General features: G+C 67.1%; 11 protein-coding genes. 9 read left to right on the forward strand and 2 right to left on the reverse strand.

What is annotated here, in order from left to right; all coding sequences use genetic code 11:
• The first annotated feature begins 15 nt into the window (after positions 1–15).
• The 7 genes from EPO55_RS02880 (at position 16) to EPO55_RS02910 (ending at position 7,821) form a co-directional block, all read left to right on the forward strand.
• Complete coding sequence (locus tag EPO55_RS02880) at positions 16–1,077, forward strand: amidohydrolase family protein (protein ID WP_296334890.1); 1,062 nt, start codon at positions 16–18, stop codon at positions 1,075–1,077.
• 47 nt (positions 1,078–1,124) lie between these two features.
• A complete protein-coding gene (locus EPO55_RS02885; protein WP_296334891.1) occupies positions 1,125–1,904 on the forward strand; it encodes a gamma-glutamyl-gamma-aminobutyrate hydrolase family protein in 780 nt (259 codons plus the stop codon).
• Between the two features lie 80 nt (positions 1,905–1,984).
• Positions 1,985–3,259, forward strand: a complete 1,275-nt coding sequence (locus EPO55_RS02890; RefSeq protein ID WP_296334892.1) for an acyl-CoA dehydrogenase family protein — start codon at positions 1,985–1,987, stop codon at positions 3,257–3,259.
• Positions 3,260–3,277: 18 nt separating this feature from the next.
• A complete protein-coding gene (locus tag EPO55_RS02895; protein ID WP_296334894.1) occupies positions 3,278–4,549 on the forward strand; it encodes an MFS transporter in 1,272 nt (423 codons plus the stop codon).
• Between the two features lie 102 nt (positions 4,550–4,651).
• Complete coding sequence (gene yghU, locus EPO55_RS02900; protein ID WP_296334895.1) at positions 4,652–5,527, forward strand: glutathione-dependent disulfide-bond oxidoreductase; 876 nt, start codon at positions 4,652–4,654, stop codon at positions 5,525–5,527.
• A 130-nt stretch (positions 5,528–5,657) separates the two neighbouring features.
• Positions 5,658–7,415, forward strand: coding sequence for an NAD(P)/FAD-dependent oxidoreductase (locus EPO55_RS02905; protein WP_296334896.1), 1,758 nt, complete (start codon positions 5,658–5,660; stop codon positions 7,413–7,415).
• 10 nt (positions 7,416–7,425) lie between these two features.
• Positions 7,426–7,821 (forward strand): YbaN family protein, encoded by a 396-nt coding sequence (locus EPO55_RS02910; RefSeq protein WP_363718378.1) that lies wholly within the window; start codon positions 7,426–7,428, stop codon positions 7,819–7,821.
• Here EPO55_RS02910 and EPO55_RS02915 read toward each other — a convergent pair.
• Positions 7,778–9,028, reverse strand: coding sequence for a cation:proton antiporter (locus tag EPO55_RS02915; protein ID WP_296334897.1), 1,251 nt, complete (start codon positions 9,026–9,028; stop codon positions 7,778–7,780). The two genes, EPO55_RS02910 and EPO55_RS02915, sit on opposite strands and share 44 nt — an antisense overlap.
• 48 nt (positions 9,029–9,076) lie before the next feature.
• On the opposite strand from EPO55_RS02915, the gene EPO55_RS02920 reads away from it, so the two are divergent.
• On the forward strand, positions 9,077–9,589 hold the full coding sequence (locus EPO55_RS02920; protein WP_296334898.1) for a tetratricopeptide repeat protein: 513 nt from the start codon (positions 9,077–9,079) through the stop codon (positions 9,587–9,589).
• A 106-nt stretch (positions 9,590–9,695) separates the two neighbouring features.
• Positions 9,696–10,832, forward strand: coding sequence for a M23 family metallopeptidase (locus EPO55_RS02925; RefSeq protein ID WP_296334899.1), 1,137 nt, complete (start codon positions 9,696–9,698; stop codon positions 10,830–10,832).
• Here EPO55_RS02925 and EPO55_RS02930 read toward each other — a convergent pair.
• Positions 10,818–12,305 (reverse strand): amino acid permease, encoded by a 1,488-nt coding sequence (locus EPO55_RS02930; protein ID WP_296334900.1) that lies wholly within the window; start codon positions 12,303–12,305, stop codon positions 10,818–10,820. The genes EPO55_RS02925 and EPO55_RS02930 overlap by 15 nt on opposite strands.
• Positions 12,306–12,341: the final 36 nt, after the last annotated feature.

Raw genomic sequence — 12,341 nt, forward strand, 5'->3', positions numbered from 1 at the left:
GCGAGGGAGAGGACAATGAAGCCGACGACACCCGTAGCCTCTGGGGCGACGCCGATCAGTTCGCATCTGGTCGTGCGGAAGGACTGGCTCGCGCGGCGTCGCGAGGAGATCCTCGAGCCCGACTTGCCGATCGTCGACCCGCACCATCACCTGATCGACCGGCCGGAGAGCGGGACCTACCTGTTGCCGGATCTGCTGGAGGATATCGCCAGCGGCCACAACGTCGTGGCCACCGTCTATCTCGAATGGCTTTCGATGTATCGCGCCGACGGGCCGGAGGAAATGCGGCCAGTCGGCGAGATCGAGTTCGCCAACGGCGTCGCGGCCATGTGCGCGAGCGGCGGCTACGGCCGCCCGCGCGTCTGCGCCGGCATCGTGGGGCATGCCGACCTCATGCTGGGCGCGCGCGTGGCCAAGGTGTTGGAGGCGATGATCGTGGCTGGCGGCGGCCGCTTCCGCGGCATCCGCTACATCGCGTCCAGCGATCCGGACCAGGCCCAATGGGGCGCCACGGCCGTGCGGCCGGAGGGCCTGCTGCTCGACAAGCGGCTGCGTGAAGGCTTTGCCCAACTGGCGCCGCTCGGTCTTAGTTTCGACGCTTGGGTCTATCATCCGCAGCTCGGCGATCTGGTCGACCTGGCGCGCGCCTTTCCGGGAACGCCGATCGTGCTCAACCATGTCGGCGGGCCGATCGGGCTCGGCCGCTACAAGGGCAAGCGCGACCAGGTCTTCGCCGACTGGAGCGCGCGCATCGCCGAGCTGGCGGCATGCCCAAACGTTCAGGTGAAGCTGGGCGGCCTCGGCATGAAGATGTTCGGGTTCGACGTCCACGAAGGCGAGCTACCGCCCAGCTCGGAGCAGCTTGCAGCGGCCTGGCGGCCTTATATAGAGACCTGCATCCAGGCGTTCGGCTCCAAGCGTGCGATGTTCGAGAGCAATTTCCCGGTAGACAAGGGCTCCTATGGTTACGGCGTGTTCTGGAACGCCTGCAAGCGGCTGGCGCAGGGGGCGAGTTCCGCCGAGAAGGCCGATCTGTTCCGCGGGACGGCGTCGCGGGTCTATCGCCTCGGTCTCTGAGCGAGCTTTTGCTCGTAATGCGCCCGGAGCAGTGCGATTATTCACAAATGTCCAGCAAGACGAAGCCGGTGGTGGGCGTCATCGGCAACGCCCATGTCGTCAACGACCGGTACAATGTGCAGCTCGTGGGGCAGCGCAACATGCGGGCGATCGCCGAGGTGGCGGGGGCGCTGCCGCTGATGTTCGCCGGCACGCCGGACATCACCGATATCGACGCGCTGCTGGGTGCGGTCGACGGGATCCTGCTGACCGGCGGCCGGGCCAATGTCCATCCGACCCATTTCGGCGTCGAGCCGCATGCCCGGCACGAACCCTATGACCAGGATCGCGACGCGATGGCGTTGACGCTGATCGATGCCTGCGTGGCGCGCGGCGTTCCGCTTTTCGGCATCTGCCGGGGACTGCAGGAAATGAACGTCGCGTTCGGCGGCTCGCTGCATCCGGAGATCCGCGAATTGCCGGGACGGATGAACCATCGGATGCCGCGGCTGGCGAATGGCGAAATCCATCCCGACCCCGAGGTCGTGTTCGCCGATCGCCACGAGGTGAAGCTGGTGGCGGGAGGATCGTTCGCGCGGATTCTCGGCTGCGAGACGATCCGGGTGAATTCGCTCCACGGCCAGGGAATTCTCCAACCCGGTGCCCGCATCGTCGTCGAGGGGGTGGCGGAAGACGGCACCATCGAGGCGATCCGTGTCGCCGACGCGCCCGCCTTCGCTCTGGGTGTCCAGTGGCACGCCGAATACGATCCGCAGAGCAACCCGGTCAACCGGGCCCTGTTCAAGTCGTTTGGCGCCGCCTTGCGGGATCACCAGCGGGCCGCCTGAAAAAGCTGCGCGACGAACGCGCTCGCGACCTGTAGGAATTTGGGCAAGCAGCCTGAACGAAAGAAACCGAGGAAACGTCCATGAGTACGTCCATGAACAAGAAGGCCGCGGCCATCCGCCCCGATCTCGATGCCGACCTCAACAACCTCGCCATGTCGGCGACGTCGCAGCCGCTGTTCGACGCAGTGAAGGCGCACATCGCGGAGAACGTCGCGCCGATCGTCGAGGAGTTCTTCAAGCTCGGCGAGGGCCGCAAGGAGCGCTGGAGCTGGGCGTCGGGCCAGCTCGAACTGCTGGAGACGGCCAAGGACAAGGCCAAGAAGTCCGGTTTGTGGAACTTCTTCCTGCCCCACTCCGAGATCGGCCGCGGGCTCACCAACCTCGACTACGCCTATATCGCGGCCGAGCTCGGCAAGTATCCGCTGGCCTCTGAGTCGCTCAACTGCTCCGCGCCCGACACCGGCAACATGGAGGTGCTGGAGCGCGTCGGCACGCCCGAGCAGAAGGAGAAGTGGCTAAAGCCGCTGCTCAACGGCGAGATCCGTTCGGCCTATGCCATGACCGAGCCCGGCGTCGCCTCGTCCGACGCCAAGAATATCGCCACGCGCGCCGAACTCGTCGGCAACGAGTGGGTGATCAACGGCGAGAAGTACTACATCTCCGGCGCCGGCGACCCGCGCTGCAAGATCATGATCGTCATGGTTAAGACCAGCCCCGACGCCTCGCCGCAGTTCCAGCAGTCGCAGATCCTGGTGCCGATGGGTACGCCCGGCCTCGAGATCGTGGGCCCGATGACCGTGTTCGGCCACGACCACGCGCCGCGCGGCCACATGCATTTGAAATTCAACAACTGCCGCGTGCCGGCCGAAAACATCCTGCTGGGCGAAGGCCGCGGCTTCGAGATCAGCCAGGTCCGCCTCGGCCCCGGCCGCATTCATCACTGCATGCGTTCGATCGGCGCCGCTGAGAAGGCGATCGAGCTGATGGTCAAGCGCGGCTCCACGCGCACCGCCTTCGGCAAGCCGATCATCCAGCTCGGCAAGAACCTCGAGCTGGTGTCGCGCGCCAGGATCGAGATCGAGGCGATGCGCCTCATGGTCCTGAAGGCCGCGAAGGCGATGGATGTGCTCGGCAATCGCGAGGCCCGCGTGTGGGTCAGCATGGTCAAGGCGATGGTGCCGGAGAAGGTCTGCACCATCATCGACCAGGCGATCCAGATCCATGGCGCCACCGGCATCTCGCAGTGGTCACCCTTGTCGGAGATGTATGTCAACCAGCGGCACCTGCGCTTCGCCGATGGCCCGGACGAGGTGCATCACATGGTGGTGGGCCGCGCCGAGATGAGCCGGCACTAGAGGGGAATCTCCCCACTGATGTCGCCTGCGCTTCGGCGGCAGGGCCTGGCGATCGTCGCCACCCTGGCCACCGCCTACGTTGCCAGCCATTTCTTCAGAGCGTCCAACGTCACGATCGGGCTCGACCTGATGCGCGACCTGGACATCGGGCCGGAAGCACTGGGCGCGCTCACCGGCGCCTTCTTCTTCGGTTTTTCGGCGATGCAGATTCCCTGCGGCTTCTTCTTTGACCGTTACGGCCCGCGCCGCACGGTCTCCGGGATGCTGCTGCTGGCGGTGGCGGGGGCGGCGCTGTTCACCCTGGCGCCCAGCTGGCCGCTGCTGCTGACGGGGCGGGCGCTGATGGGCGCGGGCTTCGGCGTCATGCTGATCGGCACCATGGTGGTGATCTCGCGCTGGTTTCCGCCCGACCGGTTCTCCACCCTGTCGGGGATCGTGCTGTCGATCGGCTTGATGGGCAATCTGCTCGCGACCACGCCGCTCGCCTGGGGCACCGAGCAGATCGGCTGGCGGGGCGTGTTCGCCATCGTGGTCGTCTTCTCTGCGATCGCAGCCCTTGCCGTCTGGCTGATCGTGCGCGATGCGCCGCCCGGCCACCCGTTCCTGGAACGCAAGGCCGAATCGCCCGCCGAGATGCTGCGCGGCCTGGGCGAGGTGCTGCGCAATCCGGCGCTGCCCTACATTCTCACGCTCAATTTCTGCAACTACGCCTGCACCTTCACCGTGCAGGGATTGTGGGGCGGGCCGTTCCTGCGCGAAGTGCACGGCCTCAGCCGGATCGACTCCGGCAACGTGCTGCTGGTTGCCGTGATCGCCTATCAGGTCGGCATGCTGGTGTTCGGTCCGCTCGATCGCCTGCTCGATACGCGCAAATGGATTGCCATCGGCGGAACGTCGGCGATCGTCGCGATCCTGGGCACGCTCGCCCTCTGGGGACAGCCGCCGCTGTGGTTGGCGATCGGCGCGATCGTGGCCATTGGTTTCCTCAGTGCCTCCAGCACCATGGTCATGACGCACGGTCGCGGCATCTTCCCCGATCGCCTGATCGGCCGCGGCATGGCCACCATGAACACCAGCGTGATGCTGGGCGTCGGCTGCATGCAGACGCTGTCGGGGATCATCCTGGGGGCGTTCGCGCCCCTGGCCGATGGCGCGCGATCGGAGACGGCGTATCGCACCCTGTTCGGGTTCATGTGTCTGGTGCTTCTGGCGGCGCTCAGCGTCTATGGCCGGGCGGCCGATATCAAGCCGAGCGACGAACTGCGCGACAGGCAGGCGGGACGCCGCTGAGAAGCGCGCCCATCGCGACGGGTCGATCTGCATACATGATCTCTATCGGCAAGGTAGGATGTCCTCACAGCAAAGGCCCCCAATCAAAAAAGGACTCTTAGGATGAGCAGCCCAACCGACTACGTCCCGCCAAAAGTCTGGACCTGGAACAAGGCGAACGGGGGACGTTTCGCCAGCATCAACCGTCCGATCGCGGGCCCCACGCACGACAAGGAACTGCCGGTGGGCCGCCATCCTTTCCAGCTTTATTCGCTGGGAACGCCGAACGGCCAGAAGGTCACCATCATGTTCGAGGAGCTGCTGGCGGCGGGCCACGCCGGCGCCGAGTACGATGCCTGGCTGATCCGCATCGGCGAGGGCGAGCAGTTCGGCTCGGGCTTCGTCGCGGTCAATCCCAACTCCAAGATCCCGGCGCTGGTGGACCGCAGCGGGCCGACACCGATCCGTGTGTTCGAGTCGGGCGCGATGCTGCTCCATCTCGCCGAGAAGTTCGGCGCGTTGCTGCCGAAAGAGGGTGCTGGTCGCGCAGAGTGTCTGTCGTGGCTGTTCTGGCAGATGGGCAGCGCGCCCTACCTGGGCGGCGGCTTCGGCCACTTCTACGCCTATGCGCCAGCCAAGATCGAATACGCCATCGACCGCTTCGCGATGGAAACCAAGCGCCAGCTCGACGTCCTCGACCGGCGGCTGGCGGAGAGCCAGTATCTCGCCGGCCCCGACTACACCATCGCCGATATCGCGGTGTGGCCGTGGTACGGCGGCCTCGCCAAGGGCCTGCTGTACGGGTCGGGCGAATTCCTGTCGGTGCAGGACTACAAGAACGTCCAGCGCTGGGCCGACCTCATCGGCGCGCGCCCGGCCGTCAGGCGTGGGCGCATCGTCAACCGGATGCAGGGCGATCCCAAGAGCCAGCTGCGCGAACGCCACGACGCCAGCGATTTCGACCTGAGGACCGAGGACAAGCTCGCCGCCGCGAGTTGACCTAACTCAAGGCCGGGAGCGCGCTTTTCAGTCTCACTTGCCGGGCGAAATGGTCGCGGACGCTGGCTTGCTGGACGGCAAGAGCGGCGCGTAGTGTTGGCTGAAAGCCAAGACTTGAGGGAACGGTTCCATGGACGGTGTTCTGACCGACACGTCGGCGAAGGCGGCGGCCGAAAGCTGGCTCGGCGACTTCGCGGCGGCGCTCGCTTCCGGCGATACCGCGCGCATCGCAGCGCTCTTCGCACACGAATGCCACTGGCGGGACATCCTCGCCTTCACCTGGGACCTGCACACGATCTCCGGCGCCGACGCCATCGCCCAGCGCATGGTGCCTGCCGCCCCGCCCATGGCCCCGCGCGGGCTGAAACTTGCCGCGGGGCGCACACCGCCCCGGCCCGTCAAGCGCGCGGGAACCGACGCGATCGAGGCGATCTTCACCTTCGAGACCAAGATCGGTCCCTGCAATGGCGTCGTGCGCCTGGTCTCCGAGGGCGGCAAGCCGCGCGCCTGGACGCTCCTGACCGCGCTCGACGAGATCCGCGGACATGAGGATCCGGCCAACGGCCGGCGCTGGCAGAACGTCGACTGGAAGCGCAATTTCGGCGGCGAGAACTGGGCCGACCGCCGCCGCCAGGCCATCGCCTACGAGGATCGCGATCCCGCCGTGCTGGTGGTGGGGGCGGCGCAGGCGGGGCTGATGATCGCCGCGCGGCTCAGCATGCTGGGTGTCGATACGCTGGCGATCGACCGCGAGAAGCGCATCGGCGATTCCTGGCGCCGCCGCTACCACGCACTCACCCTGCACAACGAGACGCGGGTGAACCATTTCCCCTACATGCCGTTCCCGCGCTCCTGGCCGGTGTTCATTCCCAAGGACATGCTGGCGAACTGGTTCGAGCTCTATGCCGAGGCGATGGAGCTGAACGTGTGGACCGCCACGGAGTTGACCGCTGCCACCTACGACGAGGCGGCAAAGCGCTGGACGGTAACCCTGAAGCGGGCCGACGGCAGCGAGCGGATCATGCACCCGCGCCATGTCGTCTTCTGCAACGGCGTCAGCACGATCCCGAAGGTGCCGGATCTGCCGGGCCTTGGCGAGTTCAAGGGTGCGGTGCGCCATTCGGGCGAGGCCGGCAGCGGCACGGACTGGAAGGGCAAGCGTGCGTTGGTGCTGGGCACCGGGACGTCGGGCCATGACGTGGCGCAGGACCTGGTCGTCTCCGGCGCGGCCGAAGTCACGATCATCCAGAACCGGCCGACGCTCGTCGTCAGCCTGAAGGAGGCGCAGGCGCCCTACGCGCTCTACGACGAGGACATTTCCTTCGACGATTGCGACCTGCTCGCCGCCTCCTTCCCGTATCCCATCTATGCGCGCGCGCATCAGAGCATCACGAAGATGAATGCGGAGGCCGACAGGGACCTGCTGGAGGGTCTCAAGAAGCGCGGCTTCAAGCTGACGTCGGGTGCCGACGGCACGGGCTGGCAGATCATGTACGGCAACCGCGGCGGCGGTTACTACTTCGACGCCGGCTGCTCGCAGATGATCGTCGACGGCCGCGTCGGCCTGATCCAGTTCGCCGACATCGAACGCTTCTCGGCCGATGGCGTGCGCCTGAAGGACGGCACCGTCCGGCAGGCCGACCTGATCGTGCTGGCGACCGGCTACGAGGGCCAGAAGGAAGCCGTCCGTCCGGTGTTGGGCGATGAGACCACGGAGCGCATCGGCCCGGTCTGGGGCTTCGATGCCGAAGGCGAGCTCGCCGGCATGTGGCGCCCGACCGGCCAGCCCGGCTTGTGGTTCCTGGCCGGTGGCCTGGCGCAATGCCGCATCTTCTCCAAGGTGCTGGCGCTGCAGATCAAGGCCCGGGAGCTCGGCCTCCACTCATGAGCGGAGACGCGTGATCGGTGCCTCGGTGATGGCCCCGCGCTTCCTCTGGCTGCTGCTTGGCCTTGGCGCCACCGGGTGCGGCATCGCGGGCGCGGTGCTGCCGCTGGTGCCGACGACGCCGTTCCTGCTGCTCGCCGCCTTCGCCTTCGCCAAATCCTCGCCACGCCTGCATGCCTGGCTGACGACGCATCCACAGTTCGGTCCGCTGATCGACAACTGGCAGCAGCACTGCGCCATCGGCCGCGGCGCCAAGCGGGCGGCGCTCGTCGTGATGGGGCTGGCGCTGGCGCTGAGCTGGCTGCTCGCGGTGCCCGGGTGGGTCCTCGCCGTGCAGGCGGTCGTGCTCGCCGGCGTCGCGACCTTTATCCTGTCGCGGCCTGACGGGCCGGCGGGGCCACAGGCTTGATCCCGGCCTTGATTTCAGCCTTGTTCAGGAATCGCTGGGTAAGGATCGGCCCCACCACCGAAGTCACGATCACGAGCACCAGCACCGCGTTCAGCATGCGCTCGTCGATCAGGCGCTGGCCGGCGGCGTTCATCGCCTCGTAGCCCACGATCGCCGTGGCCAGGGTCGCGGCGACCTGGGGGAAGGTGAGCGACCCCATCAGGCCGCGGTCGTCGGCGGAAAACTTCCAGGCCCGGCCCACGAGCTGGGCGGCGATCCATTTCGATCCCATCAGCCCCAGCACGATGGCGGCGACGAGGGCGGCCTGGCTCGACAGCGTCGCGGCGAAGACTTTCAGGTCGATCAGGAAGCCGGTGACGATGAAGAAGCAGGGGATGAAGAAGACGTTGCCGAGGAACTCGATCTTCTCCTTGGCCGAAGTGTCGCGCACCGCCTCGTTGACCGCGATTCCGGCCAGGAAGGCGCCGAGTATGCCCTCGAGCTGCAGCGTTTCAGCGAGCGCCGCGCCGATGGCGACGATGCCCAGCATCAGAACGAAAGAAGCCTCGTCGGTCTTGCCCAGCCACTTGAACAGGCGGCGCCCGGTGCGGCCGAGCACATAGACCATGATGAAGACGAACAGGACGAGTTCGGCGAGCTGCAGGGCGAGCGCGGCCGGGCTCATGAAGCCCGCCTTGTGGGTGGTGACGCAGACCGCCAGCACCAGCAGTGACAGCGTATCGGTGAGGATGGTGGCGCCCACCGTCACGGTCACCGGCAGGTATTTGGCGAGACCGGCCTGCATCACCAGCGGATAGGCGATCAGCGTGTGCGAGGCGAGCAGCGAGCCGATCAGGATGGCCGACAGCGTCGAGTAACCGAAGACCAGGCCAATGGCGACGCCGGCCGCCATGGGCAGGGCGAAGGTGGCGAGCCCGAACACCAGAGACTTGCGGCGATGCTCGCGGAACTGCTGCATATCGATCTCGAGACCGACGAAGAACATCAGCAGGAGCTTGCCCAGTTCGGCAAAAAAGTCGCCGACCTTTGAGTTGCCCGGCAGGACGCTCAGCACATGCGGGCCGACCAGGATTCCGACCAGGATGTAGCCGACCACGGCGGGGACCTGCAGGCGCCGCGCGACATAGGGCGTGGCCAGCAGCAGGAACATGACGATGGCAAAGCGCGCCATCAGCGGCACGTGGATAGAGGCGGTATCGATTTCCATTGCCCACACCGTGATTGAAAATGAAACGGCGGGCAATAGGATGGTGTCATGAACATCACGAAACTGCTGGCCATCGTTGCCACTCTCCTTGCCATCGCCCTGCCTGTCGCGGCCCAGTCGCTCGAGGCCGAGATGCGCGAAGCGGCTGGCGCCTACGAGCGCAAGGACATGGCGACGGCGGCCAGGATCTGGAAGGCGTGGGCGGACAAGGGCAATGCCGAGGCCCGGACACTGCTGGGCGCGATGTACTGGAGCGGCGAGGGCGTGCCGCGCGATCACAAGGAGGCCGCACGGCTCTATCTGCTCGCCGCCAACCAGGGCTATGCCCGGGCGCAGAACGACATCGGGTTCATGTACGGCTTTGGCGAAGGCACGCCGCCCGCCAACGACATCGAGGCCTACAAGTGGCTGACGCTCGCCATCAAGGGTTACACGTCGAAGAACCAGGACCGTCTCGACCAGGCGATCAAGGACAAGGCGACGCTCGCCAAGCGCATGACCAAGGCGCAGATCACCGAGGCGGAAGCGCGTGTGAAGGGTTGGAAGCCCGTCGCTCAGTAGCCGAAAGGGTCGGCCAATCCGGTCATTTTCAAGGCACGAGACTGCGACACAGGCGGGCGACGCAGGCATGGCGGCCGGGACTGCAAATGCGGTAGTGTTTTGCCACATGAACAGGTCATCTCTCGTCACGGCGCTCGCCGCCGCGTTGCTGTTCGGGCCGGTCGCCGCGGGCCATGCCGACGACGAGCCGACGCGCGAGCTCCTGCCGTTCTCCCGCCAGATTGCGGCCGGGGGCATCGTCACGGAGTCGCTCGAGGCCTCGATCGCCGCATCAGGCGTGCCGGCGCCGGCGATGATGGACGCGCTGCAGGCCTTCGCGTCCTCGATCGACCTTGCCGGCGAGGTCCGGGCCGGCGACCGCTTCCATGTCCGCTACGAGCGGACCTTCATCGCCGAGGGCGTGCCGATCGGCCCCGGTCGCGTGCTGTGGGCGGAACTGCAGACCGCCGCCAAGGGCACCCTTGCCATCCACCGCTTCCGCACGCGCGACGGCGCCGAGCATTTCTGGCTGGCCAACGGCCAGGCGACGATGGCGCCTGAGATCCGCCTGCCGGTCGATATCGTTTCCATCTCCTCGGGCTTCGGCCTGCGCGCCGATCCGTTCGACCAGCCGCCGCCGCCGCCGACCGCCGGCAAGTCGGGTGCGATGGGCGGGCCGATGCGCGCGCCGCCGGCGCTGCCGCCCGGCCTGAAGCCCGGCACCATCACCGGCGAGACGCCGCTCGCATCGTCAGGAGGGTCGTCGTCCTACGGCAGGCCGCCGGTCGTGCATTCACCCTATGGCAACTGGCAACAGGCGCCGCGCGTCACCCGCTCGCTGTTCATGCACGAGGGCGTCGATCTGGTGGCGCCGGCCGGCACGCCGGTCCATGCCGCGGCCGACGGCCTGGTGATCGGCGCCGGACCCAACGGCCGCTACGGCAACTGGATCCGCATCGACCACGCCGGCAAGCTGACGACGGTCTACGGGCATCTTTCGGGCTTCGCGCCGGGCCTCAAGGTGGGCACGATCGTGTCGCGCGGCGAGGTTATCGGCTTCGTCGGCAGCACCGGCCGCTCGACCGGCGCGCATCTGCACTTCGAGTTGCTGGCCGACGGCAAGCCGGTCAATCCGATCAACCATCCGGAAACAAAGCGCAGCATTCTGCGCGGCCCCGACCTCGACCGCCTGCGCAAGCAGGTGGCACAGAGCCAGGCCGAACGCGACCGCGAGGCCACAGTCGCGGCTTCATTCCGCGACTGATCTTTCAGCTTCCAGCGCGAAGACTTCTTCCGGCGACAGGACGAGGCGGTGGCGGCCGACGGCGGCAAACCAGGCGATGCCGATGGCAAACCAGACGCCGACCCCCAGCACGCCTGTCACGAACACTGGATCGAGAAGCTGGAAGGCGAGCGTGGCCAGCGCCAGTACCAGCGTCACGGCGGCACCCGCGATTCCCAGCGGTGAACGATAAGGGCGGTCGAGGCCGGGCCGGTTCAGACGCAGCACGATGAAGCTCAGGGCCTGCGCCAGATAGGAGAGCATGGCGCCCGCCACCGCCATGTTGAGCAGCATCCCCTGGATCGCTGCGGCGCCTGATTCCGCGCCCATGCCGAACCACAGCGCGAACATGATCGCGAGCGCGACCGCCGAGCCCACGAGCAGCGCCACGTGCGGCGTCTTATGGAGTGGATGGGTGATCGAGAGGAAGCGCGGGAAGTAGCCGGCGCGCGACAACGAATAGATCTGCCGGCCCTTGGCGAACAGGATGGTGTGGAAGCTGGAAATCAGGCCGACACAGGCGACCAGCGCCAGCACCTTGGCGAGGGTGCCGCCGGTGGTGGCGCGGAAGCCGTCGAGCAGCGGCTCGCCCGAGGTCGCGAGCTTGAAGCTGCCTGGACCGACCGAGGGATTGAGCCAGACGATCAGCGCGGCTGAGACGAGGAGCGTAAGAAGCGCCGCGATGATGCCTCGCGGCATGTCGCGGCGTGGGTCGAGCGATTCCTCGGCGGCGAGCGGGAGCTGTTCGATGGCGAGAAACAGCCAGACCGCAAAAGGCATCGCCGCCAGCGCGCCGTAGAGGCCGAACGGCAGCAGCGGTCCGCCACCTTGGGGCAATTCGACCGGCTTGCCGTCGGGCCCGGCGCCGATGTTGAGCGCGAAGCGATGAAAGTCGGCCACAGGCAGCGCCGTGATCCAGAACAGGGCGAGGCAGGCCAGCGCCGCCACGGTGACGACGACGGTGACCTTGAAGGAGAGTTCGACGCCCCGGACGTTCAGCGCGATGAAGATCGCGTAGCAGCCGAGCCAGTAGAGCGGCAGCCAGGCCGGCGGTGTCTCGAAGACGGCAGAGAGGTAGGTCGCGAGAAAAGAGACGACAACGGCGGGCGTCAGCACGTACTCGACGTTTTCGCAGAGGCCGGTGATGAAGCCGCCCCACGGGCCCATCGAGGCACGGGCGAAGGAATAGGCGCCGCCGGTGTGCGGCAGCGCCGCGCCCATCTCGGCGATGCAGAAGACGAGGCAGAGATACATGACGGCGACGATGACGGCCGCCAGCGCAAAGCCGCCCCAGCCGCCGGCCAACAGGCCGAGGTTCCAGCCCGAATAGTGGCCGGAGATGACGGCGCCGACCCCGAGCGCCCATAACGAGGCAACGCCGGCGTAGCGGCGCAGACCGCGCCGGTCGAAGTAGTCCTTGCCGACCGGCCGATAGCCGGTGCCGGTTTCGCTCATGCCTCGTCCCCTCGCTCCGCGCCGCTTTATGGCACG

The sequence above is a fragment of the Reyranella sp. genome, assembly GCF_004296935.1.
In the GTDB taxonomy this organism is placed as follows: domain Bacteria; phylum Pseudomonadota; class Alphaproteobacteria; order Reyranellales; family Reyranellaceae; genus Reyranella.

Bases quoted from the DNA above. Each gene is read 5' to 3' on its own strand.
- EPO55_RS02880 (WP_296334890.1), top strand. From the start codon at position 16: ATGAAGCCGACGACACCCGTAGCCTCTGGGGCGACGCCGATCAGTTCG.
- EPO55_RS02885 (WP_296334891.1), top strand. From the start codon at position 1,125: ATGTCCAGCAAGACGAAGCCGGTGGTGGGCGTCATCGGCAACGCCCAT.
- EPO55_RS02890 (WP_296334892.1), top strand. From the start codon at position 1,985: ATGAGTACGTCCATGAACAAGAAGGCCGCGGCCATCCGCCCCGATCTC.
- EPO55_RS02895 (WP_296334894.1), top strand. From the start codon at position 3,278: ATGTCGCCTGCGCTTCGGCGGCAGGGCCTGGCGATCGTCGCCACCCTG.
- yghU (WP_296334895.1), top strand. From the start codon at position 4,652: ATGAGCAGCCCAACCGACTACGTCCCGCCAAAAGTCTGGACCTGGAAC.
- EPO55_RS02905 (WP_296334896.1), top strand. From the start codon at position 5,658: ATGGACGGTGTTCTGACCGACACGTCGGCGAAGGCGGCGGCCGAAAGC.
- EPO55_RS02915 (WP_296334897.1), bottom strand. From the start codon at position 9,028: ATGGAAATCGATACCGCCTCTATCCACGTGCCGCTGATGGCGCGCTTT.
- EPO55_RS02920 (WP_296334898.1), top strand. From the start codon at position 9,077: ATGAACATCACGAAACTGCTGGCCATCGTTGCCACTCTCCTTGCCATC.
- EPO55_RS02925 (WP_296334899.1), top strand. From the start codon at position 9,696: ATGAACAGGTCATCTCTCGTCACGGCGCTCGCCGCCGCGTTGCTGTTC.
- EPO55_RS02930 (WP_296334900.1), bottom strand. From the start codon at position 12,305: ATGAGCGAAACCGGCACCGGCTATCGGCCGGTCGGCAAGGACTACTTC.